The sequence below is a fragment of the Halorubrum salinarum genome, assembly GCF_013267195.1.
In the GTDB taxonomy this organism is placed as follows: Archaea; Halobacteriota; Halobacteria; order Halobacteriales; family Haloferacaceae; genus Halorubrum; species Halorubrum salinarum.
The window spans coordinates 686,597-711,789 of record NZ_CP053941.1; the positions used below are offsets into that span (position 1 = coordinate 686,597).

27 protein-coding genes and 1 tRNA gene are annotated in these 25,193 nt (G+C 68.3%); 13 read left to right on the forward strand and 15 right to left on the reverse strand.

Annotated elements, in window-relative coordinates; all coding sequences use genetic code 11:
* Positions 1 to 2: 2 nt before the first annotated feature.
* The 3 genes from HPS36_RS03565 to HPS36_RS03575 are packed head-to-tail and all read right to left on the reverse strand — an operon-like array spanning position 3 to position 3,031.
* A complete protein-coding gene (locus HPS36_RS03565) occupies positions 3 to 647 on the reverse strand; it encodes a DUF7095 family protein (RefSeq protein WP_173228532.1) in 645 nt (214 codons plus the stop codon).
* A 54-nt stretch (positions 648 to 701) separates the two neighbouring features.
* Complete coding sequence (locus HPS36_RS03570; protein WP_173228533.1) at positions 702 to 1,244, reverse strand: Mut7-C RNAse domain-containing protein; 543 nt, start codon at positions 1,242 to 1,244, stop codon at positions 702 to 704.
* The gene (locus HPS36_RS03575; protein ID WP_173228534.1) at positions 1,241 to 3,031 is read right to left on the reverse strand and encodes a helix-hairpin-helix domain-containing protein; all 1,791 of its coding nucleotides are present in this window, start codon (positions 3,029 to 3,031) and stop codon (positions 1,241 to 1,243) included. Before HPS36_RS03575 ends, HPS36_RS03570 begins: the two co-directional genes overlap by 4 nt.
* 108 nt (positions 3,032 to 3,139) lie before the next feature.
* Here HPS36_RS03575 and HPS36_RS03580 point away from each other — a divergent pair, with 108 nt between their 5' ends.
* Positions 3,140 to 3,559, forward strand: a complete 420-nt coding sequence (locus HPS36_RS03580; RefSeq protein ID WP_173228535.1) for a DUF2237 family protein — start codon at positions 3,140 to 3,142, stop codon at positions 3,557 to 3,559.
* A 47-nt stretch (positions 3,560 to 3,606) separates the two neighbouring features.
* Here the strand turns inward: HPS36_RS03580 and HPS36_RS03585 are convergent, their stop codons facing one another.
* Together HPS36_RS03585 and HPS36_RS03590 are read right to left on the reverse strand one after the other, a co-directional pair.
* On the reverse strand, positions 3,607 to 4,833 hold the full coding sequence (locus tag HPS36_RS03585; protein ID WP_173228536.1) for an MFS transporter: 1,227 nt from the start codon (positions 4,831 to 4,833) through the stop codon (positions 3,607 to 3,609).
* A gap of 89 nt (positions 4,834 to 4,922) precedes the next feature.
* The gene (locus HPS36_RS03590) at positions 4,923 to 6,314 is read right to left on the reverse strand and encodes a signal recognition particle protein Srp54 (protein WP_053771762.1); all 1,392 of its coding nucleotides are present in this window, start codon (positions 6,312 to 6,314) and stop codon (positions 4,923 to 4,925) included.
* A gap of 153 nt (positions 6,315 to 6,467) precedes the next feature.
* Here HPS36_RS03590 and HPS36_RS03595 point away from each other — a divergent pair, with 153 nt between their 5' ends.
* A complete protein-coding gene (locus tag HPS36_RS03595) occupies positions 6,468 to 7,187 on the forward strand; it encodes a hypothetical protein (protein WP_137717644.1) in 720 nt (239 codons plus the stop codon).
* Positions 7,188 to 7,352: 165 nt separating this feature from the next.
* On the opposite strand, the gene HPS36_RS03600 is transcribed toward HPS36_RS03595, so the two are convergent.
* Together HPS36_RS03600 and HPS36_RS03605 are read right to left on the reverse strand one after the other, a co-directional pair.
* On the reverse strand, positions 7,353 to 8,120 hold the full coding sequence (locus tag HPS36_RS03600) for a DICT sensory domain-containing protein (RefSeq protein ID WP_173228537.1): 768 nt from the start codon (positions 8,118 to 8,120) through the stop codon (positions 7,353 to 7,355).
* Positions 8,121 to 8,151: 31 nt separating this feature from the next.
* The gene (locus tag HPS36_RS03605; protein ID WP_137717642.1) at positions 8,152 to 9,084 is read right to left on the reverse strand and encodes a pantoate kinase; all 933 of its coding nucleotides are present in this window, start codon (positions 9,082 to 9,084) and stop codon (positions 8,152 to 8,154) included.
* Between the two features lie 138 nt (positions 9,085 to 9,222).
* On the opposite strand from HPS36_RS03605, the gene HPS36_RS03610 reads away from it, so the two are divergent.
* From HPS36_RS03610 to HPS36_RS03625, 4 genes are all read left to right on the forward strand, one after another.
* Complete coding sequence (locus tag HPS36_RS03610) at positions 9,223 to 9,735, forward strand: zinc ribbon domain-containing protein (RefSeq protein WP_173228538.1); 513 nt, start codon at positions 9,223 to 9,225, stop codon at positions 9,733 to 9,735.
* 79 nt (positions 9,736 to 9,814) lie between these two features.
* On the forward strand, positions 9,815 to 10,648 hold the full coding sequence (locus HPS36_RS03615; RefSeq protein WP_173228539.1) for a phosphatase PAP2 family protein: 834 nt from the start codon (positions 9,815 to 9,817) through the stop codon (positions 10,646 to 10,648).
* Between the two features lie 146 nt (positions 10,649 to 10,794).
* Entirely contained in the window at positions 10,795 to 11,280 is a 486-nt protein-coding gene (locus tag HPS36_RS03620) for a FlaD/FlaE family flagellar protein (protein WP_173228540.1), read from the forward strand.
* On the forward strand, positions 11,277 to 12,329 hold the full coding sequence (locus HPS36_RS03625) for a cell division FtsA domain-containing protein (protein WP_121561684.1): 1,053 nt from the start codon (positions 11,277 to 11,279) through the stop codon (positions 12,327 to 12,329). The genes HPS36_RS03620 and HPS36_RS03625 overlap by 4 nt, the downstream gene beginning before the upstream one ends.
* Before the next feature lie 291 nt (positions 12,330 to 12,620).
* On the opposite strand, the gene HPS36_RS03630 is transcribed toward HPS36_RS03625, so the two are convergent.
* Together HPS36_RS03630 and HPS36_RS03635 are read right to left on the reverse strand one after the other, a co-directional pair.
* The gene (locus HPS36_RS03630; protein WP_173228541.1) at positions 12,621 to 13,109 is read right to left on the reverse strand and encodes a hypothetical protein; all 489 of its coding nucleotides are present in this window, start codon (positions 13,107 to 13,109) and stop codon (positions 12,621 to 12,623) included.
* Between the two features lie 163 nt (positions 13,110 to 13,272).
* Positions 13,273 to 14,487 (reverse strand): RNA-guided endonuclease InsQ/TnpB family protein, encoded by a 1,215-nt coding sequence (locus HPS36_RS03635; RefSeq protein ID WP_173228542.1) that lies wholly within the window; start codon positions 14,485 to 14,487, stop codon positions 13,273 to 13,275.
* A gap of 135 nt (positions 14,488 to 14,622) precedes the next feature.
* Here HPS36_RS03635 and HPS36_RS03640 point away from each other — a divergent pair, with 135 nt between their 5' ends.
* The gene (locus tag HPS36_RS03640; RefSeq protein ID WP_173228543.1) at positions 14,623 to 15,249 is read left to right on the forward strand and encodes a hypothetical protein; all 627 of its coding nucleotides are present in this window, start codon (positions 14,623 to 14,625) and stop codon (positions 15,247 to 15,249) included.
* A 99-nt stretch (positions 15,250 to 15,348) separates the two neighbouring features.
* Positions 15,349 to 15,771, forward strand: a complete 423-nt coding sequence (locus HPS36_RS03645; protein ID WP_173228544.1) for an arsenate-mycothiol transferase ArsC — start codon at positions 15,349 to 15,351, stop codon at positions 15,769 to 15,771.
* 42 nt (positions 15,772 to 15,813) lie between these two features.
* On the opposite strand, the gene HPS36_RS03650 is transcribed toward HPS36_RS03645, so the two are convergent.
* Positions 15,814 to 15,965, reverse strand: a tRNA-Gln gene (locus HPS36_RS03650).
* Between the two features lie 68 nt (positions 15,966 to 16,033).
* Positions 16,034 to 16,624, reverse strand: a complete 591-nt coding sequence (locus HPS36_RS03655) for an AsnC family transcriptional regulator (protein ID WP_137717636.1) — start codon at positions 16,622 to 16,624, stop codon at positions 16,034 to 16,036.
* Between the two features lie 117 nt (positions 16,625 to 16,741).
* Here HPS36_RS03655 and HPS36_RS03660 point away from each other — a divergent pair, with 117 nt between their 5' ends.
* The 3 genes from HPS36_RS03660 to HPS36_RS03670 all read left to right on the forward strand — a co-directional run bounded on the left by HPS36_RS03660 (position 16,742) and on the right by HPS36_RS03670 (position 18,679).
* Entirely contained in the window at positions 16,742 to 16,936 is a 195-nt protein-coding gene (locus tag HPS36_RS03660) for a heavy-metal-associated domain-containing protein (RefSeq protein ID WP_173228545.1), read from the forward strand.
* Between the two features lie 175 nt (positions 16,937 to 17,111).
* Positions 17,112 to 17,993, forward strand: a complete 882-nt coding sequence (locus HPS36_RS03665) for an NAD-dependent epimerase/dehydratase family protein (protein WP_173228546.1) — start codon at positions 17,112 to 17,114, stop codon at positions 17,991 to 17,993.
* Between the two features lie 335 nt (positions 17,994 to 18,328).
* Entirely contained in the window at positions 18,329 to 18,679 is a 351-nt protein-coding gene (locus HPS36_RS03670; RefSeq protein ID WP_137717633.1) for a hypothetical protein, read from the forward strand.
* Positions 18,680 to 18,719: 40 nt separating this feature from the next.
* Here the strand turns inward: HPS36_RS03670 and HPS36_RS03675 are convergent, their stop codons facing one another.
* A complete protein-coding gene (locus tag HPS36_RS03675) occupies positions 18,720 to 19,697 on the reverse strand; it encodes a coiled-coil domain-containing protein (protein WP_137717632.1) in 978 nt (325 codons plus the stop codon).
* A 362-nt stretch (positions 19,698 to 20,059) separates the two neighbouring features.
* Here HPS36_RS03675 and HPS36_RS03680 point away from each other — a divergent pair, with 362 nt between their 5' ends.
* Entirely contained in the window at positions 20,060 to 21,400 is a 1,341-nt protein-coding gene (locus HPS36_RS03680) for a DUF7504 family protein (RefSeq protein ID WP_137717631.1), read from the forward strand.
* A 53-nt stretch (positions 21,401 to 21,453) separates the two neighbouring features.
* Entirely contained in the window at positions 21,454 to 22,572 is a 1,119-nt protein-coding gene (locus HPS36_RS03685) for a DUF5305 domain-containing protein (protein WP_173228547.1), read from the forward strand.
* 22 nt (positions 22,573 to 22,594) lie between these two features.
* Here HPS36_RS03685 and HPS36_RS03690 read toward each other — a convergent pair whose 3' ends face one another.
* The 3 genes from HPS36_RS03690 to HPS36_RS03700 all read right to left on the reverse strand — a co-directional run bounded on the left by HPS36_RS03690 (position 22,595) and on the right by HPS36_RS03700 (position 25,179).
* Positions 22,595 to 23,596 (reverse strand): hypothetical protein, encoded by a 1,002-nt coding sequence (locus tag HPS36_RS03690; RefSeq protein WP_173228548.1) that lies wholly within the window; start codon positions 23,594 to 23,596, stop codon positions 22,595 to 22,597.
* Between the two features lie 247 nt (positions 23,597 to 23,843).
* Complete coding sequence (locus tag HPS36_RS03695; RefSeq protein ID WP_173228549.1) at positions 23,844 to 24,389, reverse strand: DUF7344 domain-containing protein; 546 nt, start codon at positions 24,387 to 24,389, stop codon at positions 23,844 to 23,846.
* 217 nt (positions 24,390 to 24,606) lie between these two features.
* Entirely contained in the window at positions 24,607 to 25,179 is a 573-nt protein-coding gene (locus HPS36_RS03700; RefSeq protein ID WP_173228550.1) for a hypothetical protein, read from the reverse strand.
* Positions 25,180 to 25,193 lie beyond the last annotated feature (14 nt).

Below are 25,193 nucleotides of genomic sequence, written 5' to 3' on the forward strand. Positions count from 1 at the left end.
GTTCAGACCATGTCGCCGCGCACGGACGCCCCCTCCTGTTCGGCGCGCTGCCGTTTGAGCACGTCCGCGGCCGCGTTCGCGGCGTCCTCGTCGGCGCCGAGCATCCCGAGCGCGGCGGGCAGCGTCGGCATCGCCAGCGAGGCCTCGCGGAGGCGGTCGAACGCCTCGTCGTCGCGCTCCCCGTCGACCCACAGGCAGACCCCGCGGGGGTCGAGCACCTCCTCGTAGGCGTCGCGGGCGAGCGCGCCCTTCAGCCGCTGGCGGACGTTGTCCTCGAAGCCCGCGTTACACACTTCGAGGTGGATCGGCTCGTCGTCCTCCACGAGTTCGGCCGCGAGACACTTCTCGGGCGCCGCGTAGCCGTTGTCGCTCGTCCGGACGCGGTCGGGGTTCGCCTCGGCCCAGTCGGCGTCGACCGTGGTGCCGACGCCCTTCACGCCGTACTCGCTCTCGAAGGCGGCGGCCGCGTCGCCGTCGCCGCCCATGATCACGTCCTTCGTGAGGTAGACGTCGAGCCGGTCGACCGGGTCGAGCCCGAGCGCCACGTCGCCGAACGCCCACACCTCGCGGACGGGCACCGGCATCGGCTCGCGCTCGACGCGGTCGACGAGCGACTCCAGGCGGTCGACGGCCCGTTCGCGTTCCATTACCGACCGGTACGCGGCGGGCGGGCAAACCGGTTACGCTCGGGCCCGAGCGGGTCAGAGCCCGTCCAGCCGCGCCGCGGCGTCGTCCCAGTGACCGCCCTTCCAGAACCACTGCCCGCACTCGATACAGCTCCATCCGGGCCGCTCGGTCCCCACGTCGTCCGGGACGTAGTCTGGACGGTCGGTCGGAGCGGGGTCTGCCTCGGGGTCGACGCGCTCGACGGGGCCGTTACACGAGCCGCACCGGGAGGGCTCGTCGGCGAGTTCGACGGCGAACCCCGCCGCGTCGAACTCGCGGAGCTGGTCGAGCACGTCGCGCTCGGTGAGGAGGACGGCCTCGGGGGAGCCGTCCGCCGCGTCGGCCCGCGCCGCGAGGTCGCGGTCGCGGGTGACCAGGGTCCGCCCCTCGTCGGCCGCGAGGTCGAGGAGCCGGTCGTCGGCCTCGACGCCGCGGTCGAGCGCGTAGGCGGCGTCGTAGCCGCACAGGCGCAGGTAGGTGGCCAGCTTCCCGCACATGACGTCGAGCAGGACCGGCGGGTTCCCCCCGGTGGCGGGCCCCCGGCCGTCGGGCGCGTCGCCGCCGTCACCGCTCGTCATTCGAGCAGGAACGAGCGGACTCCGTTGAGCGAGCGGGCGTTGAGCACGTCGGCGGCCCGCGCCCATCCCCGCCGCGCGGTGTGGATCCCGTAGCGCGCGTTGTCGAGCTCGCGCGGGGCGTGCGCGTCCGTGTTGACGGCGATCGTCGCGCCCGCCTCGATGGCGGCCCGGACGAACTCCCCGTCGGCGTCGAGCCGAGCGGGGTTCGCGTTCACCTCGATCGCGGTGCCGGCCGCCGACGCGGCCGTCGCGATCGCCTCCACGTCCGGGTCGAGCCCCGGCCGCTCGTTGATGAGGCGGCCGGTCGGGTGGCCGAGCACGTCGACGTGGGGGTGTTCGACCGCCCGGACCAGCCGCTCGGTGGCCGCCTCGCGGTCCTGTCCGAGAGCGGCGTGCGGCGACGCGACCACCAGGTCGAGGGCGGCGAGGGTCTCGTCGTCCGTCGAGAGCCCGCCCTCGGCGTCGATGTTCGCCTCGATCCCGTGGAAGATCGGGATCCCGACCTCGTCGGCCGCCTCGGCGACCGCCGCCGCCTGCTCCTCGATGTCGGACTCGTCGAGGCCGACCCCGCCGACCATCCCCGGCCCGGTCGCGTGGTCGGTGACGACGTAGTAGTCGTACCCGCGCTCGTCGGCCGCCCGCGCCATCTCCGCGATCGAGAAGCCGCCGTCGGACCAGTCGGTGTGGGTGTGGAGGTCGCCGCGGAGCTCGCCCTCGCCGATGAGGGGCGGGAGCCGGTGCTCGGCGGCCGCGTCGACCTCGCCGCGGTCCTCGCGCAGTTCGGGCGGGACCGGCTCCATGTCGAGCGCGCGGTACACCTCGTCCTCGCTCTCGCCGGCGACGCGCTCGCCGGCGCGGGTCGAGTCGGCCTCGGCGGCGTCTCCGCCGTCGTCCGCGTCGGCGGCGGGGTCCTCGTCGAGGTCGCTCACGTCGAAGAGCCCGTACTCGTTCAGCTTGAGCCCGCGGTCGATCGCCCGGTTGCGGACGGCGACGTTGTGCGCCCGCGACCCGGTGAAGTACTGGAGCGCGGCGCCGAACTCGTCGGGGTCGACGACCCGGAGGTCGACGCGGGTGCCGTCGGCGCGCACGCTCGCCTTCCCGGTGCCCGCCTCGATCGTCGCGTCCGCGGCGTCCCAGTCGGTGAACGCCTCGACGATCGGCTCGCGCTCCTCGCTGGCGACGAGCAGGTCCACGTCGCCGATCGTCGGCTTCCAGCGCCGGATCGAGCCGCACACCTCGACCGCCTCGACGGCGTCGCGGTCGGCGAGGTACCCGAGCGCGTCGTCCGCGACGGGCCGGGCGTCGCCGAGGCGCGTGCGCTCGCGGGCCTCGCGGGCGAACGGGACGTTCTCGAGGATGTTCTCCTCCGTCTTGGCGCCGAACCCGGACACCTCTTGGATCTCGCCGGCCTCCGCGGCGGCCTCGAGCTCGTCGAGGTCGGAGATCCCGAGCGCGTCGTACAGCGAGCCGACCGTCTTGGGGCCGACGCCCTCGACCGCGGTCAGCCCGGCCATGTCGACCGGCAGCTCCTCGCGGAGCTCCGTCAGCTCCTCGATCTCGCCGGTCTCGACGTACTCGACGATCTTCGCGGCGATGGCGTCGCCGACCCGGTCGATCTCGGCGACGGCGTCCTCGCCGTCGGCCGCGAGCCCCTCGATCGGCTTGGGGTGGTCGCGGACGTTCTCGGCCGCCCGTCGGTAGGCGGTCGGCTTGTACTCGACGCCCGTCGCCTCGAGGAGGTCGGCGAACTCCTCCAAGCGAGTCGCGACCTCGTCGTTCCGGCTCATGCCGCGACCGTTCGACGGCGCGGCACTTATACGGCCGGCCGAACGCCCGACGGCCGCCGGGCGGCGACCCGCCGGTCGCTTATCCCGTCGGCGGCCGAACACCGTCCCATGTCGACCGACGACTCCGACGGGGAGCCCGGCGAGCGCAACGTCTTCGGCGGCGACTTGGCCCCCTGCGGCGGCGAGCCGACGACCGGCTACCGCCGCGACGGGTACTGCCGCGACGTCGACGGCGACGTGGGCGAACACACGCTCTGTGCGGTCGTCACGGCCGAGTTCCTCCGGTACAGCCGCGACCGCGGCAACGACCTGATCGCGCCGCGCCCCGAGTTCGACTTCCCTGGGCTGGAGCCGGGCGACCGCTGGTGCCTCTGCGTCGGTCGCTGGACGGAGGCGGCCGAGGCGGGGGTCGCGCCGCCGGTCGTCCTCGAGGCAACGAACGAGTCCGTGCTGCGCGCGGTCGACGCCGACCGGCTCCGCGAGCACGAGTTCGACCCGGAGGCGTTCGAGCCCGGGAGCCTCGACTGAGCGCCGCGGGCGCGGTCAGGGGGGTGGTCAAGAGCCCGGCGGGCGCCTCACTCCGTCACCCAGAGGCCGGCGGCGACGACCGCCGCGAGTCCCATCGACCCGGCGAGGAGGGCGAATGCCGGCCGAAATCCGACCGCGTCGGCGAGGATGCCGACCGCGCTCGGCGCGAGCGCGCCGGCGCCCATCAGCAGCGTCCGGACGACGCCGAGCCCGCCGCCCGCCAGCCGCTCCGGGAGCAGTTCCATCAGGTAGGCGCTGCGCACCGGCTGGAACCCGTGCGATCCGAACCCGAAGAGGGCGACGACGACCGCGGCGGCGACGGCGCCGAGCCCGAGGCTCGGCAGCGAGACGAGCGCGACGAGCGCCGCCGCCGCCAGCCCGAGCGCCGCGACCATCACCGGGAAGCGGCCGACGCGGTCCGAGAGGTCGCCGGTGACCAGCTGGACGAACGTCACCGCGAACACGAGCGAGTACAGGAGGTTCGCGGTCGCGGCCGCGAGGCCCGCGGCCTCAGAGAGGTACAGCGGGAGGAACGCGACCAGCCCGTTGTGCGCGAACGAGAACCCGACGGTCACCAGCACGAACGCCGAGAAGCGCGGGTTCCGGAACAGCCGGAGGTACTCGCCCGCGCCGGGCGAGTCGCCGTCGCTCGCGGTCGCGCCGGTCGCCGCCGGCGACCCGGAGAGGCGGACCGCGGTGGCAACCGCGAGCCCGACCGCGAGGGCGCCGGTGAGGAGGAACGGCGCGCGCCAGTCGGCGCCCGGGAGCCGGGCGAGGACGGCGGCGAGCGCGGGCGGCGCCGAGAGGACGGCGACGACGACCGCGGGCGCGGCGACGCCGCCCATCGCGCCGAGCGTGTCGTGCGCGCCGAGCATCCGCCCGGTGCGGGCGGGGTAGACGCGGGCGATCAGCCGCACCGAGACGGTCTTGTGGACGCCGGTGCCGGCCCCGATGACGAGCATCGCGGCGACCAGCGCGGCGAAGGGCGCGTCGAAGACGACCGCGAGCGACCCCGCGCCGGCGACGAGCGCGCCCGCGACGATCACCCGCACCGGGCCGATCCGGTCCGCGACCGCGCCGCTCGGGAACTGGAGGAGGGCGTACACGATCATGAATCCCGTGAACGCGGTCCCGACGACGGCGTTGCTCACGCCGTAGGCGCCCTGTATCGACTCGAACAGCGGGGGGAAGAGATACCGGACGAACTTCCCGAGGAACCAGACGAGCGAGACGAGGATCAGGGCGTCGTACTCGCTGATCCGGTCTCGGTTCATCGAGTCGTCGTTGACCGGTCACCGAATTAAAAGGCCGGAAGGAGGCAGAGGACCGGTCGCGACGCGACCGGCGTCGACGGCCGACCCGATTAGAACGGCCCCTTGCCGCCCCCCATCATGTCGCCGAGGCCGCCGCCCTCGCCGCCCATCTTCTTCATCATGCGCTGCATGTCGCCCTCGCCCATCCCCTGGAACTGGCCGATGGTCTCCTCCATCATCGAGTGCTGTTCGAGCAGCTGGCGGACCGTCTCCTCGTCGGTGCCGGAGCCGCGGGCGATCCGCTCGGTGCGCGACTGGCCGACGACGCGGGGGTTCTCCAGCTCCTCTTCGGTCATCGAGTCCATGATGCGCTCGAAGCGGCGCATCCGGTCTTGGGTGACGTCCATCGCGTCGTCCGGCAGCTCGTCCATCATCCCGCCGCCGAGCCCGGGGATCATGTCCATCACCTGGTCGAGCGGCCCCATCTTGTTCATCGCGTCCATCTGCCGCTTCATGTCCTTCAGGGTGAACTCCCCCTTCAGCATGTCCTCGGGGTCCCAGTCCTCGTCCTCCTCCTGGGTCTCCTGCATCGCGCGCTCGACGCGCTCGGAGAGCTGCTTGAGGTCGCCCATCCCGAGCAGCCGCGAGATGAACCCGGAGGGCTCGAAGCGCTCGATGTCCTGGACCGTCTCCCCGGTGCCGAGGAAGGCGATGGAGGAGTCGGTCTCGTTGACCGCGGTGAGCGCGCCGCCCCCCTTCGCGGTCCCGTCGAGCTTGGTGATCACGACGCCCTCGATGCCGATCGACTCCTCGAACTGCCGGGCCTGCTCCTTCGCGCCCTGGCCGATCGCGGCGTCTAAGACGAGCAGCGAGCGGTCGGGGTCGACGACGCCCTCGATCTCTTCGATCTCCGCGATCAGGTCGTCTTCGAGGGCGTGGCGGCCCGCCGTGTCGACGATGTGAACGTCGGCGTCGGCCGTCTCTTCGAGGCCGGTCCGCGCGATGTCGACCGGGTCGTCGTTGTCGGGGTTCCCGTAGAAATCGACCTCGGCGCGCTCGCACATCTGCTTCGCCTGGTCGTACGCGCCCGGCCGGAAGGTGTCCGTCTGGATCACCGCGGGGCGGAGCCCCTTCTTCGAGAACCACCAGGCCATCTTCGCCGCGGAGGTGGTCTTCCCCGACCCCTGGAGGCCGGCGAGGAGGATCGTCTGGTTCTCTAAGGGGAGCTCGGTGGAGTCGCCGACCAGCTCGACCATCTCCTCGTAGACGATCTTGAGGACGTGGTCCTTCGCGGTGGTGCCGCCCGGCGGCTCCTCTTCGAGCGCGCGGGACTTGATCGAGTCCGACAGCTCCATCACGAGGGAGACGTCGACGTCGGCGGACAGCAGGGAGCGCTGGATCTCCTTGACGATCTCCTCGACGTCGCTCTCGGAGAGTCGGGACTTCCCCTGGAGCTTGTCGAGGCTGCTCCGCAGGGACGTACCGAGGTCGTCGAGTACCATTTGCCGGAGCTAGGCGGGCGACGCGGTAAAGCTTTGTTCGTCGGCGGGCGGCGCGAGGGCTCGCCCCCGGCGGCCCGAGAGTCGACCGCCGCCACGGGTCCGAGATCCGGTCACTTTACCCGTGCGGCGCCGAACCGATCGGCGTCTCCGGCGATGGACCTCGATCAGCTCCGCTACTACACTCGCTGGCACGCGTTCGTGAACGAGGATCGATACCGTGCGCCGGCAGACCCGTGGGCGACGGTGCGGATCGACCCGACCGACCTGACACACCACAACCAGACGTTCCGTCTCGACCGCGGGGTCGGTCGCGTCGAGGGCGGCGACTGGGACATCGACGGACGGGAACCGTTCCGCGAGACGGCCGCGTACCGATCGATTCGGGGGCGCGAGGACGGCGACGCGTGGGAAGAGACGCCGATCTACCGCCGCGCGGCCGAACGCTTTGAGGCCGGAGAGCGCGTGCGCGGCTACGAGAGCATCGAGGAGTACCGACAGGTCCGCTGCGAGTACCTCGACGATCTGATCCGGTCGATCGAAGAGGACGGGTATCGTCCGAACACAGAGGTCGGTCACGAGCCGGCTTCGGGCGAGAACGCCTTCGAGACGGCGTACGCCCACCGGCTCGAACCGATAGTCGCGATCGGACGTGACGGCGAGATGCAGCTGTGCGAGGGGTTCCACCGAGCGTCGATCGCGTCGGTGTTAGGGATCGACAGGATCCCGGTAAATGTCCTCTGCCGACACGAGGAGTGGCAGCGGGTGCGGGACCGGATCGCGACCGATCCGTCGGTGGTTCGTGGTCCCGACGCGCCGATCGACCGCCGCGACCATCCCGACTTACGAGGACTCCTCCCGGACGCGAGCGAGTGAGCCGAGCGTGCGAGGAAACCGGCTCACTGACCGTCGCCGACGAGCCGCGGCACCGCGGCGTCGTCGAGCGCGGCACCGCGGCGGACGCCGAGCGCGGCACCGCGGCGGACGCCGACGAATCGCCCAAGGCAGGGTTGACTACCGATAGGCCGCGGTTCGCCCGCCTCAGACCTCCTCAGCGATGTACTTCTCGATCCGCGTCACGAGTTCCGGGCGGAACGTCCAGAACCCCTCCCAGACGTTCGGCTCGTCTTCGAGCGCGAGCAGCGCGACATGGTCGCCGTCGGCGCCGTCCGGGGGCGTGAACACGACGAACCACGACCGCTGATACGGGTAGGAGGTCCCGGTGTGGACGGTGAGCGGAAGCCCCGAGAGCGAATCCGCGTCGCCCACCCCGTACACGTGGACGTCGACGCCGGTCCCGGCGACGCGCTCGTACACTGACCGGGTGCCGCGCTCGTCGTCGATCCGCGAGAGGCGCTGGAAGGAGGCGCGCAGCGTTCCCGACCCGTGTTCGGCTGCGATCCGCTCTATCACGCGAGAGATGATGATGAGGAGGAGCTTCTCCTTGTTCGAAGCGGGGTACCCGCGGAGTTGAAACGGGACCTCGTCGAGCCCCTCGAACACGGCCGGGAGCGCGACCTCGTCGAGTTCGATCGCGCCGGTCTTGTACAGGTCAGAGTTGATGAGCAGCACCGATTCGAGCAGTTCGTCGAGGGTCGAGCGCGCGACGACCGACCCCTCCTCGACGAGCGCGACCACGTCGTCGTCCGCCGCGGAGTCGGCCTCGACCTCGCTGACCGAGACGGGCTGGCCGTCGAGCAGCGAGTCTAACAGGTTTCGGACCGGGTCCGGCGACGACCGGTTCAGGAGGACGAGGTGCCGGTCCGGGGCCTCGATCTCGTCGAAGAACGAGCGGAGCGATTCGGCCATACGGCTATTCCGGCCGAGCGACTCAAAGCCCTTACTCCCCGTCGCGCCCGTCGACGAGCCGCGCGCCCGCCGCGTCGATCCGACAGACCTCGGGGTCGTAGCCCGCGTCGGAGAGCCCGGTGCCGAGCGCGAAGACCGTCCGGCCGAGCATCGCCATCGCGGCCTCGCCGCCGGCCGCGTCGACGGCCTCGACCGCCTCGGCGACTTCGGGGACGAGGAGGTCCGCCTCGCGGGCGAACTCACGGGCGGCGTCCATCAGCGTCGGCAGTCGCGGGTCCGCGCGGAGCCGGTCGAGCGCGTCCTCGCCGGCCGCCGTGAGCGCGTCCGTGTCGCCGTCGAGGACGGTCTCCGTCGACAGTTCGCCGAAGGTGACGTACTCGACGCGCGCGGTCGCCGGGACGCCGTCGAGCTCGCCGGCGCCCGGTGCGCCCGGTTCAAGCCGGACCGGGACGCCGCCGCGAGCCTGTGCGACCACGTCGCCGAGGCCGGTCCCGCGGCCGACCTCCGCGGCGTGGGCGATCCGGACGAGGTCGTTCTCGGTACAGGCGCGGTCGAACGCGTGGTTCGCGGCGAGGGCGGCCCCCAGCGCCGCGGCGCCGGAGACGCCGAAGCCGGCCCCGATCGGGAGGTCGGTCTCGACCGCGACGTCGGCTGCGGTCGCGTCCAGTTCGGCGAGGACGTCGTCGACGGCGCCGATCGAACCGGCCTCGCCGTCGATGGTGCGCGAACCGCCGTCGGTCGCGTCGCTGCCGCCTCCGTCGCGGTCGCTCGCGTCGACCGCGTCGCCGTCGTTCCCGTCGCCGTCGACCGCGTCGGCCGGCGCCGACACCCGGACGGTCACGCCGTCGGCGAGCGTCAGCCCGGCGCCGCGCGACCCGGCGACCGCCGGGTCGCCGGCGGGGTGCGCGCTGAAGAAGGCGGTGACGTGGCCCGGGACGAACGCGGTCGCCCGCTGGCTGCTCATGTGCCCGCCGACGAACGGGCCGCGATTAACGGTTGTTATCCCGGGCGGAGCGGTCGCGGACCGGGGGACGGCTCGGTCGACGGGGGCGCTCGGGGCGACACCGCAGGCCTAAGTACCGGCCGGTCGAAGCCGGGCCGTATGCGAAACCAGTTGCGCCCCGTCCTCGCGGCCCTGCTCGCGCTGGTCTTCCCGGGGCTCGGCCACCTCGCGTTGCGCCGGTGGGGGCGGGCGCTGCTGTGGCACCTGACGATCGTCGGCGGCGGGGTCGCGCTGTTCGCGCTGTACGACGTAGAGCCCGTCGACCCGCTGGCCGACCCCGCGGCGCTGACGGCGGCGGTCCCGACGGACGTGACGCTGCCCATCGTGCTCCTGTCCGCGCTGTCGGCGCTCGACGCGTACCTCGTCGGCCGCGCCGACGCCGCCGAACGCGACCGCGCCGAGGCCGCCGCAGAGGCGATGCGACGGCGGGCCGCGAGCGGCGACGACGGACCGGGGGGCGACCAGTCCCCCCCGCCGGCGGCCGCGACCGGCGAGGACGGCGAGACCACGGAGGTGTCCTGTCCCAACTGCGGCAAGGAGGTCGACGCCGACCTCGACTTCTGTCACTGGTGTACCGAGCCGCTCCCGTGGGCCGAGTCGGACGCCCGGTGACGCGGACGGCCCACCGCTACCGAGAGACTGATTGCTCCGCCGCCCCGCGTGCCCGTGAACGGATGACTGGTGAGTCGCGATGACCGCGGCGGCCGCCGGGTTCGTCGGGGTGGCCGGGCTCGTCGGCGGCGCTGCGCTCGCCGCGTTCGCGGTGCTGCTTCCGGTCTGCGTCGGTCCGGACCGCATCCGGGCCGTCCTCTCGGACCGCGACCTGCTCCGCGAGCGCGCCGTCGGGATCGCGCCGTACGTCGCGGGGCTCGCCCTCGTCCTCGCCGTCAACAAGGGGTCGATCCGGCGGATCGAGGCGTTCTCCTTCGAGTACGGCTACCGCGCGACGACCGCCATCTACGCGATAGAGGGCGACCTCGTGGCCGCGATACAGGACGCGGTCCCGCGGGCGGCGGTGTACTACTTCGGCCCGATGTACGTCGTCGGCTACGTCGTGCTGGTCGCGTTCCCGGTCGCGGCGTACGCGTTCGCCGAGCGGCTGCGCCCGCTGAAGCGGCTGGTCGCGGCGTACGCGGTCAACTACGCGGTGGCGATCGCCTGTTACGCCGGGATCGTCGCGTACGGCCCGCGCAACTACCCGACCGTGCCGGGCGCGGACCCGAGCGCTGCGCCCGTCGAGCCGCTGCTCCTCGACTGGTTCGGGGGAGTCACCCAGCTCACCTCGCAGGTGAACGCCGCCACGAACGTCTTCCCCTCCCTCCACACCGCGCTGTCGGTGACGGTGTTCCTCGCGGCCGTCTCGACCCACGAGGAGTTCCCGCGGTGGACCTACGTCGCGGGGGCGCTGGCCGGCAGCATCGTCGTCGCGACCGTGTTCCTCGGCATCCACTGGGTCACGGACGTCGTCGCCGGCGGCGTCCTCGCGGCGGGGAGCGTCGCGGCGGCGAACCGGATCGTCGACTGAGCGGCGAGGTCGACCCGCTCGCGGCGGAGGGAGATCGAACCGCCTCCCGGCCGCCCCGGTAGTTTCTCACCGCTGATAACTGAGAGCCAACTATCATATAACCCCGCCGAGACGGTTCGGGTACGGACGCGAACGACGGACGGAACATGAGTCTGAATCCACGACGGTACGACGTACGGGAGCTGCGCCGGATCGCGGACGCGCCGCGAGACGGTGCGGACGGAGCGCCTCGGGAGCGGGCGCTCCGGCGGCCGAACCGGAACCGAGCCGAGCAGGCGGCGCGCTCGGCCGCGTTCACGGAGCTGCTCCAGCGTCGGCGTGGTGCGCAGTTGAACGGCGGCGGCGCGGGGGAGAAGCCGTACCTGACGGCGATTCCCGCGTCGCCCGCGGCGGAACGCGAGATCGGCGAGTGGCTCGGCTACCTCGTCGACGTCGGCGGCCACGTGCGGAGCCGGGACGCGCTGTCCTACTACGGCGAACTCGACTGGGTCGGCGACGACGCGGTCGCGGCGCTGACGCGCCGCCTAGAGGGGTTCGACGCCCCGACGCGCGACCGACCGTTCACGCCGGCGGACCACCGGATCAGCCTCGTCTCCATCGTCCGGATCGCTTCGTGTGCGAGTGACCAATGAGCGACGACGAATCCACGGACATCAACGAATCGGACGAATCGGCAGCGGTCGGCGTGAAATTAGGCAGCACCCGAACGGTGCTCGACATCCCCGACGGCCGGGGCGGCCGCGAGCGCCACTCGGTGCTGACCTGCTTAGCGACCTACGAGGACGCCATCACCGGCGAGGAGAAGGTGCTGTTCGGCGAGGAGGCCGCGGTCGAGTACCCCGACCGCGTGCGCTTCATGCTGCGCTCGGGGCTCCCCGAGGACGACGACAGCGTCGCGGACGCCGAGCGCTTCTTCGAGGCGGTCGTGGACGCCCACGACGTGCCCGAGGACAGCGCGGTCGTCTACGCCGTGCCGACCATCGACAACGAGGCCGGCGTCGAGAACCTCAAGTCGGTGATCGAGGGCTCCTCGATCGGCGGGGTCGAGACGCGGAGCTACCCCGAGTCGCTGTGCGGGGCGATCCCCGCCTACGGCGACGACCTCGACGCGATCGACGAGGTGTTCGTGTCGGTGAACCTCGGCTCGACGACGATGGAGGCGTGCGCCTACCGGCGCGGCGAGCAGCTCTCGCCGTTCTCGACCGGCTCGGTGACGGGCAACGAGGTCGACCGCCGCATCGTCGCCGCCGTGGAGGAAGAGACGCAGGGCCGCGTCCACATCGACCGGACGACCGCTCGGGAGTACAAAGAGCAGCACGGCGACGTGTACGACTTCGAGCCGTTCACCGACGTGGTCCAGCAGCCGGGCGGCGGGAGCCACGAGTTCACCGTCGACCGCGGCGTCCAGGAGCCGATCGACCGGTACATCGACGAGGCGGTCGACGTCGTCGCCAACGAGTTCCTTCCCGAGCTCGCGAACGACCACATGAAGCCCTACCAGCTGGCGCTCGGACGCCCGCTCGCCATCACCGGCGGCATGGCGTGCATCCCGGGGCTCACCGAGGAGTTCGAGAAGCGCCTCAGCGAGGAGCTCGACCGCGACGTCGAGGTCGTCTCGCCCGAGGACCCGGCGACCGCGGCCGCGGACGGCGCGGCGCGCATCGCGGCGCGGCTCGTCTGAGCGGCGCGCGAGCGGTGCGATTTCCCCGTATTTTCGGACCCACAGCGGCGGCTCCGGGATTCGCTGACCGGGACCGACTCAGTGGCGCGTGCCGACGAACGCCCGGAGGGCGTGAGTCGCACGCGCGAGGTCGCCGGAGCGAAGCGACGGCGACTGACGAGGCTGGGGAGGCGTGAGGTTGCGGTCGCGGCGTGGGGCTTCGGCGGTGTTCGCTGACGACTCATCGGCAATCAGTCATCCGCAGTCACCCGACGCGTCAGCGACGGGAACTCTCGATGTACCGGCCGCTATTTACACGTCGAAGAGCCGCTCGGCGTCGTCCGCCTGCCGGCGGTAGATGCCCCGGCCCTTCAGCCGCGGGACCTCGTGACGGTGGAGCCGCTCCGCCTCGGTGTCGTACACGAGCGGGAACACGTTCGTCCGGCGCTTCGCGACCGTGAACCCGGACATCGCGTCGAGCAGCGCCGCGTCCGGGTCCGGCGTCGCGAGCGTCACGTAGCCGACGGGCGTCGGCGCCTCGCCGCCGTCGGCGCGTCCCGGGCGGGGGTCGACGGTGTCGGCCAGCACGTCGCGGAACGCCGCCGCGGCGTCGAGCAGCGTCTCCGCGTCCGCACCGTCGGCCTCGACGAGCGTCGCCAACACGACCACCTCGCCGAGCGTGTCGTCCGTCTCCCGCGCCGTCCACAGTCGGTCGAACTCGTCCGTCCGCCCGTCGACCGCCTCGAAGCCGTGTTCGCGCCGGTTCGCCGCGACCGCCGCCCGGTAATCGGAGATGTCCATGCGACACCCACGATCCGCATGGTAAAAAATGACACACACGATCGGCGGGTGGACAGTCTCCCGACAACAATGCTATACGCGCGCCGGTGCTGTCGGACCTGTCACCAACCCCCCGCTAAAGTAAAGGGGTGGGCTTGTCGGTGGACTCCCGTTCTGGCCGACCCTACTGGGTGGCAGGCGAGTAGCCGCCATTCACGTTCAGCGTCCCCGACTTCAGGGCGAGGTGACGTGTCGCCCCTCCGTGCGGAGACTTTTGCCCCGCACGGAGTAGCCGAAATCCGATGTTCTTCGCCGCGTTGTAGTCTGCGTTGATCTCGTACCCACACTTCTGGCAACAGAACTTCGCTTGCGACTGCCGGTTCTCGTCCAGCGTCGTCCCGCATTTCGAACACCGCTTGGACGTGTACGCCGGGTCTACCTGCGTGGCTTCGATACCTTCTGCTTCAGCCTTGTACGCCACGTAGTCGTACAACTGGCGGAACGCCCACATATGGAACTTCTTTGCTCCCGGCATCCGGTCGCGGATGTCCGTCAACTCCTCGAATGCGATCCAGTCACACCCGTGCGCGACGGCTTCTTGGACGATGGCTTTCGAGATACGGTGGAGGTAGTCCGCTACCCACCGCGTCTCGCGGTCACCTATTTGTTCGATCGTTCGATGGTCTGACTCCGTGCCCGTCCGTTGAAGCCCGGCACGCACACGCTCGTACTCTCGGCGACGGTGGTTGAGGTAGTCGCCGCTCCAGAACATCCCGGTCGACGTTACGGCGATCTGTTCGATACCGAGGTCGACGCCGAGGACTGTGCTGTTCTCGGCGTCGCCTGCGTCCGGTATCTCTGACTCCACGTCGGCCTTCGTTCCGATGTGGAGGAAAAACGTGTCCGTCGCGTCGCGGTACTGGAGCGTCGCACCCGTGATCTCGTACTCGTCGTTGCGGAGGTATGTCGTCTGCGGGTTATCGCCTTCCGGCGGGAGGACGTACTCGGCTTCGATACGTCCGTTTACCGTGGAGAGGGACACGTGGTCGGCGTGGAACGTCGCACTCCGTTTGTCGTAGCGGACGGAGGGCGTTGTGAAATTCGGTTGTGACGCCTTCTTGCCGTTCTTCCACCGGGCGATCACGCCTTTAATGGCTTCGGCGGCACGGTTGCGTGCGGATTGAACGAGATTCGCTTGGAGGCGCGTCTGTTCGCGCACGTCGGAGTACGTCCGGTCGTGGAGTTTGTTCTTTGATGTCAGTTTGTAGTCGTCCTGCCAGGCGTCGCGGACAACGTAGTTACACGCCCACAGATACTCCTCGACAGTTTTGTGGAGGAGAGTCGCGTCGCTGTCGTCCAGATCAAGTTTGACGACGACCGTGCGACGCACTTCCGCCATACTTCATACGTATAGGTGTACATTTATAAGAATATGATGTCGTGGAGCAGTCTGACTGTCGTTTCTCGGTGGGTGTTTCCCACCACGTCAGCTTCCTCCCAAGCCTAAAGCCGTGGGTTCCCGTCTTGAATAGTTATGACACCCACGAGACGGCGGTATCTCCGGTGGGTCGGCGGCGCGACGGCGGGCGGACTGGCCTGCCTCGCCGGCTGTGCGTCGACTCCCGAGGGCCTGCCGGGGTCGGACGGGAACGACAGCGACGCCGGCGGGACGCGCCCCGAGGGGACCGGCGGCCCGGGCGTCTCGATCGTCGCCACCGACGGCGACGTGGACTTCCCGGTCCGGCCGAGCGTGGCGGTCACGCGCGAGGCCGCGACGACCGACCACCCGCCGCAGTTGCGCACGACGCTGACGAACACGGGCGACGAACGGGTGCGCGTCGGCGAGGGGCGCGCCGTCCACTTCGAGTACGTCTCCGACGGGGACAACGCGCTCGTCTGCCTGCCTGCGGACGGCGAGTACCCCGCCGAACCCGACTGCTGGCGGCTGACCGACGCGATCGCCACGACGGAGGAGTACCGGACGTTCGCGCTCGACCCCGGGGAGTCGAGCGAGCGGCTCGTCGACCTGTACGCGACGCCCGGCGAGGACGCCTGCCTCCCGGTGGGCGAGTACCGGTTCGAGACGACGGTGTCGGTCGTGGCCGACGACGCCGAGCCCCGGTCGTCGGCGGCGTGGGGGTTCTCGGTAGTGCTGGAGTGACCGCCGGACGCCGATCGGCTCCGCGGTCGCCGCGGGAAATATATATCCCCCAATAGCCCTCTTAGGAAGCGTTAATCCGGCGGGTCGAAACGACCAGGTATGAACGACGACGCCGTGACGTTCGGGTTCGTCTGCGTCCAGAACGCCGGCCGCAGTCAGATGTCGGCGGCGTTCGCGGAGCGCGAGCGCCGCGAGCGCGGCCTCGACGACCGCGTCGAGGTCGTCACCGGCGGCACGCACCCGGCCGAGGAGGTCCACCCCGAGGTCGTGGAAGCGATGGGGGAACTCGGTATCGACCTCTCCGATCGCGTCCCTCGCGAGGTCTCGACCGCGGAGCTGAACGCCTGCGACGTCGTCGCCACCATGGGATGTTCGACGCTGACGCTCGCCGACGGCGTCGAGACCCGTGACTGGGGACTCGACGACCCGCACGGGCAGGAGATCGAGCGCGTCCGCGAGATCCGCGACGAGATAGAGGGGCGAGTCGTCGCCCTCTTCGACGAGTTCCTCGACGAGGCGTAGGCGGCGGACAGCGGACTCTGCGGCCTACGGAATCGGTGAAAATAGTCCCGGGCGGATTCGAACCGCCGTCAATGGCTGACTTCGGGCATCCGACGGGGCGTTCCAGCAGAAACGCCCAACAGCCGCGTTTGAGCCGCGGACGCGGACGGATTCCCTCCAAAGGCCATTATGATTGGCCACTACACCACGGGACTACGAGTTCGGCTAACCGGCGGGCACTCAAGTACGTTACTCTCCGCGGCGCGTCGGGAGCGTTCCCCGACTACGCGCCCTCCTCGATCCGGTCGAACCGTTCCTCGAAGTTCTCCCGGCAGGAGCCGCAACAGAAGTGGTACAGCGTCCCGTCGATCCGGGCCGACTCCCCCTCGGCGGTGACGGTGTTCCCGCACTCGACGCACTCGACCGCGAGGTCCGCGTCGCCGACGGCGGGCGACCACTCGTGCGCGTCGAGCGGTCGGACCGACAGCTCGGTCACGGCGTCTAAGCCGACCGCGTCGTCGACGAGGTCGCGGGCGGTCCCCTCCTCGACGCGCGCGACGACCGTCACCTCGCCGTCGGCGGTGAGGAAGGCGTGTTCGACGCGCTCGTGGGCGGCGACCGCCTCGTGGACGCGCTCGGCGTCCGCGGGCGCGACGGCGAGCGTCGCGAGGACCCGCAGCCCGTCGGAGAGCGCGTCGCCGTCGATCCGGAGCGTGAACCCCTCGATCACGCCCACCTCGCGGAGGCGGTCGACGCGGTCCGACACCGCGGGCGCCGACAGGTCCACGCGCTCGGCGATGTCGCTGTACGGGCGCCGCGCGTCGGCCAGCAGCAGCCGGATGATCTCCCGGTCCGTCTCGTCGAGGGTGCGCATGGACGGGCGTTCGACCGGCGCGGGCAAAAACCGTCGGGGAGGGGCGGTGAGTCGGAAAAACGGACCGCATCGGCGGCGACGGAAAGGCAGTTGTGTCCGCGACGCCAACCGCCACACATGACGACGATAGACGTCGACGGCATGGCCTGTACCGGCTGCGAGGACAACGTGACCGACGCGCTCGGCGAGCTGCCGGGCGTCGAGTCCGCGAGCGCCGACCACGAGGCGGGGACCGCGACCGTCGAGGGCGACGTGGACGTCGACGCCGTCGTGGCCGCCATCGAGGACGCCGGCTACGAGGCCTCGGCGTAGGCGAGGGCCCCGAGCCCGAGCGCGATCGGATTTTTGCTACTAGTTGGCACGACTCGCACGCGCAGCGCGAGCAGAGCCAGCATACCCGGCGGCGTCCGCCCCGGCCGACGCGACCGACGCGACGGAGCGTCCCGGGATCGTCGCACCTATGTCCCGGAGTCGCGCTCGCGGTGACATGGACACCGTACTTGTCACGGGAAGCGCCGGCGGCGTCGGCGCGCGGACGGTCGACGCGCTCGCCGACGCGGGCCGCGAGGTCGTCGCCGTCGACCGGCGGACGCCCCCGAGCGATGAGCGCCGCGACGGCGTCGACTACGCGGCGGCGGACCTCACCGACTACGGGGAGACGCGACAGGTGATCGAGGCGGCCGCGCCCGACGCGGTCGTCCACCTGGCCGCGATCCCGCACCCCGAGGACCACGCCGGCTCGCGGGTGTTCGCGAACAACGTCGAGAGCGCGTACAACGTCTTCGACGCGGCCGGCGCCGCGGGCGCCCGGATCGCGTGGGCGTCGAGCGAGAGCCTCTACGGCACCGTCTTCGCCGACGACGACTGGCTCCCCGACCGCCTCCCGATCGACGAGGCGACGCCGACCGAGCCGGAGGACCCGTACGGCCTCTCGAAGGTCGTCGGCGAGGAGGTCGCGGCCGCGGCCGCCCGCCGCCACGGCGTCCCCGTCGTCTCGCTGCGCCTCTCGTGGGTGACCTACCCGGGCGACGAGCGGCGCCGCGAGGCCCGGGAGACGTTCGACCCCGCGACCGCCGACCCGAGCGGCAACTGCTGGTCGTACGTCGACGTGCGGGACGCGGTCTCGGCGATCGAGGCCGCGATCGACCCCGAGACCGCGATCGAGGGCCACGAGGCGGTGCTGATCGTCGCCGCGGAGAACTTCCTCGGCCGCGACACCGCCGCGACGATCGAGGCGGCGTTCGGCGACCTGCCCGCCGACTGCGACCTCGACGGCGACGAGTCCGTCTTCGACTGTACGAAGGCGGAGCGGCTGCTCGGGTGGGAGCCGGAACACTCCTGGCGCGACGAGGTCACAAACACCAGCTGACGCCTTCTCTCACGGAATGGCGGGCTTTGTATGAGTTCTATAAACGCTGTTCTCGCCCAATTAGGGGCTAGGATGCCAAATTCTTGAACGTAGGTGATACACGAGAGGTTGACACACAAATTTATATATTTTGAAACTACTTGTGAAACATTGTCATGTCGCGGCGTACAGATCGGCCAGGTCGCCCCCAGAACGAACAAACAGACTGGCGGGACCGGGACAGTCGCGAACACCGGGGGGATCGGGACAGAAGACAGAAAGGAAGACTATCCGAGCGATCACCGCGCCACGCCGGATCTCGACGGCTCCGAAGTGCGAATCGAAGTTTCCTCTCGGTGTCTGGAATCGCGCTACTGACCGCGACGAAGGCGGCTGACGCGGCTACGACTGCAGTCGGACTCGCGTACGTTCCCGGGGTCTACGAGGCGAACACCGCGGTCGCGTTCCTGGTCCAGCAAACAGGCGTCGCTACCGGACTTCTCGTTACCTCCTTCGCGGTCGTGATCGCGATAACACTCGTCACCGAAGTCGCTTCTATCACCGTGTGTGCGCGTCGGTCAGACGCCCACCTCGCAGCGGTGATCCGCTTGGTGGGATACGGCCTCCCGTCTGTGCTGTTCGCGGCTGTGTCGATGTACAACGTCACTAAACTGCTGGCCGGTATCGAAGCAGCACAGCTGTTTTGACAGTACTCTGACGGCTAACACGCAGGTCCGTAGCAGGTGTTCACTTACGGTTCGACGGCGGGGAGGGTCGACCGTTAGTCCGGAGTGTCGGTTTTGAGAATGGGTTCCACGGCGTCGACGCTTCGATGTCCCGGAACTGTTTATCACACGAGGGGCACGACGCCTCCGACAACATCGACAGATCGACGGTCATGTCGCAGTTTTCGCAGCGTCCGGTATCGATTCCCTTTCGGACCGCCTGCTTTCGGAGCGTGTCGAGCGCCTCGCGGTCCTGTTTGGCGTCAACCATGGTATCGACGGAACTCGAAAGGTCGGTCACCCGGCCGTCAAACTCACGAACCGTATCAAGGATTTGGCTAAATAGGGCCTCGATCTGATCGAATTCCTCGTCGATCCACGTCTCGAACTCGGCTTGCGTCTCTTCAACGTCTTCAAGCCTCGCTTCGACGGAGTCGATTCGGTTTGCTAAATCGCCGTCATCCTGATCCACGCGAGATTCGAGCGACTGGATCTCGCTGTGAAGCCGGGTCACGTCGTCGGAAAGCCGGTCAGTAAACTCCTCTTGTCTGGATCGCTGCTGCTCGACATCGAGCGAGAGGTCAGCGACCTGCCGTCGCATCTCGGCGACCCGTCTGGTGAGTTCGACCTCTGTCGGGCTGAGGTCATCTCGAGGGTCGAGGTCGTCCGGGCTGATTCGGTCTCCCGACTCCGAGTCCGATGAATTCGGTGTGGACGCCTCGTTGCTGCCCGGCGTCTCCGTTTCAGACGGCGCATCGTTCTCGGTTGGTCTCCCCCGAGGCGGGTTCCAATCTTGGTCCTTCTCTGACGCTGTGTTTCCCGGAGCAGACGCAGAATCAAGGGCGATGTCGCCCATCTCGTCGAGGGCCCAGAATGCGGAAACAAGTTGGTTCAGGAGTTCGTGTTCCGTCATACCTCGGGACTCCGCGGTGTGTTTCACCCACTGCTGGAAGGTATCGGCGTCGACCGCGGTGTCGTTTTCGTTGTCCCGAGTACCCATTACGTCAGTAAGCTACGAGATTTGCCTGTTTAATTCTTGGGTGTTGACGCTTACTCGCGGCGAAATAGGCGTCTTGGGGGATTAAGCTCCACCGAGAGTTGGTTAAAAACGTCTGATTCCGTAGAAAACTGGAATAGCCCGCGCTGAATCCGTTCGGTTACGATAGTTTTATAATATGAAACTACTAGTACGATAAATAGTATCAGGATGTCAGAACGCGACGGCCGCCTCATCGTGCGGGCCCGATCCGACCGATGGCCGCAGCCCTCTTTTCCGTCCCGACAGCGAACCGCGTCGGAGGACGACCACCGACAGCCATCGGCGACGCGGACCGAGCGTCGCCCGCAGACGCTTCCCCGGCAATGACTGGATCCGACGGGTCCGACGAAGAGCCCTCGGGAAACCGGTCCGATCGCGCCAGCAGGTTCAGCGAGATCGCCTCTGAGTTCTCCGACGAGTTCGACGTACAATCGGAGGGCGGCCCCGATCCAGACCGCGAGAGCGAGTCACCGGATACCGACGCCGACACAGGCGATCGAACGGGCGAATCGAACGCCGACAACTGGGAGTGGATCGGCGACGGCGAGTCCGAGGTTGCGACCGATCGAAGCCCGTCCGCGTCGCGAGCGAGCAATGCCTCAGAAGGATCGAACAGCGGCAGTCGGCTGTGGAACGGCGCGCAGATGGACGACAAACCGGTCGAGAGGGATCCGACAGACAGTGAACCGATCGGAAGTGGGCCTACAGACAGCAAACCGACTGAGGACAGACCGACAGACGACGAATCAGTCTGGGACAGTTCAACGGAGGACGACAAATCGGTCTGGGGAAGTGTAACGGACGACGAATCGGTCAAGGACAGTCCGACGGGAGGCGGCACGGAGCAGACCACGGTTGACGCGGCCGGAGCAGGATCCGAACCGAGCCCGAACAGGAGAACCGACACGACGAGCTCAGACGGAAGCACCGACGCGGCGGGCAACCGGATCTGGAACGAGAGCGTGACGGCGAAAGAGCCCTCCACGACAACCAGAACAGCTCGCGCGCCGTCAGACGGAGGCGTGTCGACTGAGTCCCCAGTGACCGACACCCCGGGAGCGCCGGACGCGTCCGGCCTCACAGAAGACGAGTCGGTCCTTGACGGTGATCGATTCGACCGCGGAACGAACGTGCTGATCCAGTCGGAGTCGCGGGCGGAACGGACCCAAGACGGCTGTCACGAGCTGCTGTTTGGGCGCGGAAGCGACCGTGATCCGTACGTGCTGCTCGTCCGCTACCAGCCGATGGACGGCGAACGGCTGGAAGGCATCGCCTCGAAGGGGCATCGTGTCCACGTGATCTCTGTCGGGTACGCGCAGTCGGTCCCCCCCACAGCTGATGGAACGGTCGAGGTCACGCAGATCAACAATCCGAACGACATTACCCGGCTCGGGATTGTCGTCTCGAGACTCACACAGGAGTGGTCGACCGACGACCGCGAGATACGCGTCTGTTATGACTCGCTGAACGTCCTGCTGAACTACCGAGATGTGAAGAACGTGTTCCGATTCCTCCACGTGTTTCTCAGTACGTTCACCAAGACGGACGCCGTCGCACACTTTCACGCCGACCCGCTCGAAGGCGATCCGCAGTCGATTAACACGCTCAAGCCACTGTTCGACGAGGTCGTCTCGATGGACTCAACCGGAACGTACGTAGAATAAATGAGCGTGGATAGACCAGAGACACCGCAGAAAGCGCCCGTTGAGATATCGCCGTGAGCGACATCGATCGATCACTCCGGATCCGCGCCTTCTTACAGAAGTGGTCGGGCGTCCTCCTTGCTCTGCTCCTCATTCTCGCCGCAGTCGGCGGGTGGTGGAGCTATCAGGTCCACGCGACGCAGGAAATCGAACGTGAACAGGTCACCGTCGAACAGTGGAGCGAGTCGACGGCGTACGAACACAGCGCGGTGATCACGAACGACTCCCTCGTGTTCAATGAGGGGGAACGCGTCCGAGACCGACCGGTGTACTACGTGAATCTATCTAGGGAACTCGACGTGACGTACGTGTACGAACACACGGCCGAGACCGGCTCGGTGAACGTCACCACCGATGTCCGGCTCCAGTACCGCGGGGTCGAGGGAGAGACAGTGCTCTGGCAGTACGCCGAGCCGCTGGCAAGCGGCCAAGACGAGGGGGTTACGAACGAGGACAACCACACCGTTGACGCGGCCGTAGAGATCGAGTCTGTGTTCGAGACGATCCGAACGATCGAACAGCAGCTCGGCGTAGCCGGAACGATAGAGATCCGGATCGTCGCGGTGTCGTCCGTCGAGGGGACGCTGGGGGGGCAGTCGGTGAGCGAGACCTACGAGAGCACGATGCCGATGACGGTCAACCCGCAGACGTTCCGCGTGCTGGAGACGAACACCGTCGACGAGCCGGGCCAGCAGACGGAGACGGTCGAGCGCCCGGTCGATCCGGGGACAGTTGAGGCAGTCGGGTCGATCCTGCTTGTGCTCCTCGGTGCCGGCGGCGCTTTGGGTCTAGTTTTCGCGCAGCGGAGCGGGTATGCCACCGTTTCTCCCGAAGAGCGTGAGATTCTGGAGATCCGACAGCAGGAACAGGAGTTCTCCGAGTGGATAACCAATGGGACGTTCCCGTCGGAACGCGACTACGAAGCGACAATCCTCGTCGACGACTTAGAGGGGTTAGTCGACGTCGCGATAGACACGAACAAACGCGTCATCAAAGACGAGCAGCTCGGGGTGTGTACGGTCCTCGACGGCGAGTTCGCGTATTTGTACGTCCAACCAGATTCGCCCGCGAGCGACTGGCTCGTCAACTACGCCGACATGACAATGGACGAGTTCCAAGAGTTCGACTTCTGAGGGCGCCCGCAGCGGGTTGGACTCAGGGACGATCGCCCTCGATCACGCTGTCCTCCGTTTCGACCTCAACTTCGCTGCCGCCGCGAGCGTCGACGGTGAGGTCGCCGCGGATCGCGCTGCCTTCCATCTCAACGCCGACCTCGCTGCCGCCGCCTGTGGTGATCTCGGTGTCGTCGCCGATCTCGCTGTTTTCCATCGAAAGAGCGACTTCGCCGCCGCCCCCGAGAGTCATGGAGACGCCACCACCGATCTCGCTGCCTTCCATCGAAAGGGCGACTTCGGCACCGCCCGGCGTCTCGATGCGGACCGCGCCGTCAATCTGGCTGTTCTCCAGGGAGAGGTCGACCGAGACGCCGCCGCGGATTTCGATCCGGAGGTCGCCGCGGATCCGACTTCCTTCGAGCTCGACAGACACCTCGCCACCGCCGCCGAGCGTGACAGTAGCATCGCCGTCGACCGTGCTTCCCTCGGCCTCGATCGCGACATCTCCACCGCCTCGGAGGCCGACGTCGATACAGGGCACCGTCTCCGACTCGAGTCCGATCTCTGGGCCGGTGAGACACGACGCCGCAGCTTCACACGTGACCGAGGTGGAGCGGGCCAGCTCCACCGATGCGTCGCGGTCGCTCGTCGCCGCGCGGATTCCGATCTCCACGTCGTCGGTGGTGTCGGATGAACACGATAGCTCCGCGGCGATGTCCGTCGCCTCGCCCGGCCCGAGCGTTCGTTGGCCGATATCGAGATCGCTCCGACCGATCCCGAGCGACCCGGACGAGCGCACGCCGACGCGGTCGAGAACGAGCGTTTCGTCGAACCGGTTCGTGAGCGTGAACAGTCGCACCGTCCCGCCCGAATCGCCGGTGGGATCAGCCGGCTCGATCCCGAGCAGGGCGTTCTCGTCGGCGGCGGTGGCGACGCTGAACTCCCGGTCACCGGCAATCGACGAGAACGCGCCGGTACCCTGGACGCCGGCGGCGCCGCCCGCGCCAACCACCAACAGGCCGAGGACGGCCCGACGGCTCACGCGATCGCCATCGTCTCCTCGACTGCGTCGGCGTTTTCGTCCCATGTTGACCCCCGTCAATTGACGTACCGTCACTAGCCGCGCGAAGGTTTCACCCCTCTGTCGGTGGAGAGTGGACCTACATTCGGCTAGTGTCGATCTATCAAATAGTTTGTCCTGTGGACGTATAGTATTGCTGTGCTTTCGCGGGCGACAAACGGCAAATGCTAAGTGGCGTCCAGAAGCAAGATCCTTCTGGCTACAGCACTCACGGCGGATCCTCGATATCGCCAAGGCGATACCGCCGGTTCTGGATCACCTGTGCGACAGAGGACGCCAGGAACACCGCGATGATAGCCGCCGTCCACCCGAGCGCCGGGACCGTTTCTGTCGGGACGAACCCGGACCAAACGCCGCCGAGGACGACAACGGATAGCAGCGAGAGCCCCAGGTAGTAGACACCCCACGGGATCGAGCCTTCGGGAACGACGTCGAGGTAAACGTCGAGTGTTTTGGCCTCCTCGGTGAGTTCGATTTCGTCGCCGTCGTAGTCGATCATTCCCGCGTCGGCCAGCCGGTCAAGATGGGTCTGCTGGAGTGAGGTGTACACCCGCTTGCGCTCTGCGGAGGTGAGTTCGGGGACGGACTTGTCCTGCTCGCGCGCAGCCACCATCTCCGCGAGGTCCGACAGAGTGAGCGGCTCATCGGCTTGCTTACAGAAGTGGATCACGTATCGCCGGCGGTGGTTGCTCAATAGGTCGTAGAGCTCGTCTTTTTCAGGGGGTGTGTACTCCCGCTGGTCGGTTATTGACATCAGTACACCCTCTTCGATGTCAGCTGAGCCCAATCGAGCGAGTCGTTCGTCTGAGATACCGCCGTCATCTCCGGACCTCTCGTGCGTCAGTCCCGGGGATCGTAAGTCGTCTGGAGACCCGCGCCCATCCAACCTCCGGGAGCCGACGTATGCTCCCACACATACTGTCAAAGGAACTGACGTGATTCAGTATAATTATTCGGGTCTCCGCGCGAACTCACGCGAGTCCAAGCGCGCTCGCGACCGCGTCGGCGTCAGCGATGTCGATCGCTGCGGCGTCCTCCCGGAGCGATCGGAATCGCTCGATGTGACCGTTTATTATGTCGGCGTCGGCGCCGTCGTGGGCGGCTCGTGCGGCTGAGAGTGCGGCGTCGGTTGCGTCCGCCTGAAGTGCCGTCTCGTCAACCGCCGTTTCGCAGAGATCGACCGCCTCGTTCGCGTCGATCTCCGTCGCGAGGTCGACAGCCTCGGCGAAGCAGTCCTCGGCACTTACAAAGTTTGAGAGGGCGGTCTCGATCGCGTCGATCGCATCGGTGTACGCCTCCTCATTGAACGCCGAGATACCCTCGTCGCGCGCAGCTACTGCGTCGTTACGGGCGGTTACCGCCTCGTCGTACGTGACAACTATCTCACGGGACTGTGTATTACCATCTGGGCCCGTTCCGGGTAGTTCCTCGTCATCCTCACCGAGACAGCCGGAAACGAGAGTGCTCGCTGTCGCAGCGATTCCGAGAAGGTACTGTCGTCGACTGGTGCGTGATCGTGATCCTCTGTCGTTGTGTTGGAACACATCAAGTGAGACGA

Bases quoted from the DNA above. Each gene is read 5' to 3' on its own strand.
- HPS36_RS03565 (WP_173228532.1), bottom strand. From the start codon at position 647: ATGGAACGCGAACGGGCCGTCGACCGCCTGGAGTCGCTCGTCGACCGC.
- HPS36_RS03570 (WP_173228533.1), bottom strand. From the start codon at position 1,244: ATGACGAGCGGTGACGGCGGCGACGCGCCCGACGGCCGGGGGCCCGCC.
- HPS36_RS03575 (WP_173228534.1), bottom strand. From the start codon at position 3,031: ATGAGCCGGAACGACGAGGTCGCGACTCGCTTGGAGGAGTTCGCCGAC.
- HPS36_RS03580 (WP_173228535.1), top strand. From the start codon at position 3,140: ATGTCGACCGACGACTCCGACGGGGAGCCCGGCGAGCGCAACGTCTTC.
- HPS36_RS03585 (WP_173228536.1), bottom strand. From the start codon at position 4,833: ATGAACCGAGACCGGATCAGCGAGTACGACGCCCTGATCCTCGTCTCG.
- HPS36_RS03590 (WP_053771762.1), bottom strand. From the start codon at position 6,314: ATGGTACTCGACGACCTCGGTACGTCCCTGCGGAGCAGCCTCGACAAG.
- HPS36_RS03595 (WP_137717644.1), top strand. From the start codon at position 6,468: ATGGACCTCGATCAGCTCCGCTACTACACTCGCTGGCACGCGTTCGTG.
- HPS36_RS03600 (WP_173228537.1), bottom strand. From the start codon at position 8,120: ATGGCCGAATCGCTCCGCTCGTTCTTCGACGAGATCGAGGCCCCGGAC.
- HPS36_RS03605 (WP_137717642.1), bottom strand. From the start codon at position 9,084: ATGAGCAGCCAGCGGGCGACCGCGTTCGTCCCGGGCCACGTCACCGCC.
- HPS36_RS03610 (WP_173228538.1), top strand. From the start codon at position 9,223: ATGCGAAACCAGTTGCGCCCCGTCCTCGCGGCCCTGCTCGCGCTGGTC.
- HPS36_RS03615 (WP_173228539.1), top strand. From the start codon at position 9,815: ATGACCGCGGCGGCCGCCGGGTTCGTCGGGGTGGCCGGGCTCGTCGGC.
- HPS36_RS03620 (WP_173228540.1), top strand. From the start codon at position 10,795: ATGAGTCTGAATCCACGACGGTACGACGTACGGGAGCTGCGCCGGATC.
- HPS36_RS03625 (WP_121561684.1), top strand. From the start codon at position 11,277: ATGAGCGACGACGAATCCACGGACATCAACGAATCGGACGAATCGGCA.
- HPS36_RS03630 (WP_173228541.1), bottom strand. From the start codon at position 13,109: ATGGACATCTCCGATTACCGGGCGGCGGTCGCGGCGAACCGGCGCGAA.
- HPS36_RS03635 (WP_173228542.1), bottom strand. From the start codon at position 14,487: ATGGCGGAAGTGCGTCGCACGGTCGTCGTCAAACTTGATCTGGACGAC.
- HPS36_RS03640 (WP_173228543.1), top strand. From the start codon at position 14,623: ATGACACCCACGAGACGGCGGTATCTCCGGTGGGTCGGCGGCGCGACG.
- HPS36_RS03645 (WP_173228544.1), top strand. From the start codon at position 15,349: ATGAACGACGACGCCGTGACGTTCGGGTTCGTCTGCGTCCAGAACGCC.
- HPS36_RS03655 (WP_137717636.1), bottom strand. From the start codon at position 16,624: ATGCGCACCCTCGACGAGACGGACCGGGAGATCATCCGGCTGCTGCTG.
- HPS36_RS03660 (WP_173228545.1), top strand. From the start codon at position 16,742: ATGACGACGATAGACGTCGACGGCATGGCCTGTACCGGCTGCGAGGAC.
- HPS36_RS03665 (WP_173228546.1), top strand. From the start codon at position 17,112: ATGGACACCGTACTTGTCACGGGAAGCGCCGGCGGCGTCGGCGCGCGG.
- HPS36_RS03675 (WP_137717632.1), bottom strand. From the start codon at position 19,697: ATGGGTACTCGGGACAACGAAAACGACACCGCGGTCGACGCCGATACC.
- HPS36_RS03680 (WP_137717631.1), top strand. From the start codon at position 20,060: ATGACTGGATCCGACGGGTCCGACGAAGAGCCCTCGGGAAACCGGTCC.
- HPS36_RS03695 (WP_173228549.1), bottom strand. From the start codon at position 24,389: ATGTCAATAACCGACCAGCGGGAGTACACACCCCCTGAAAAAGACGAG.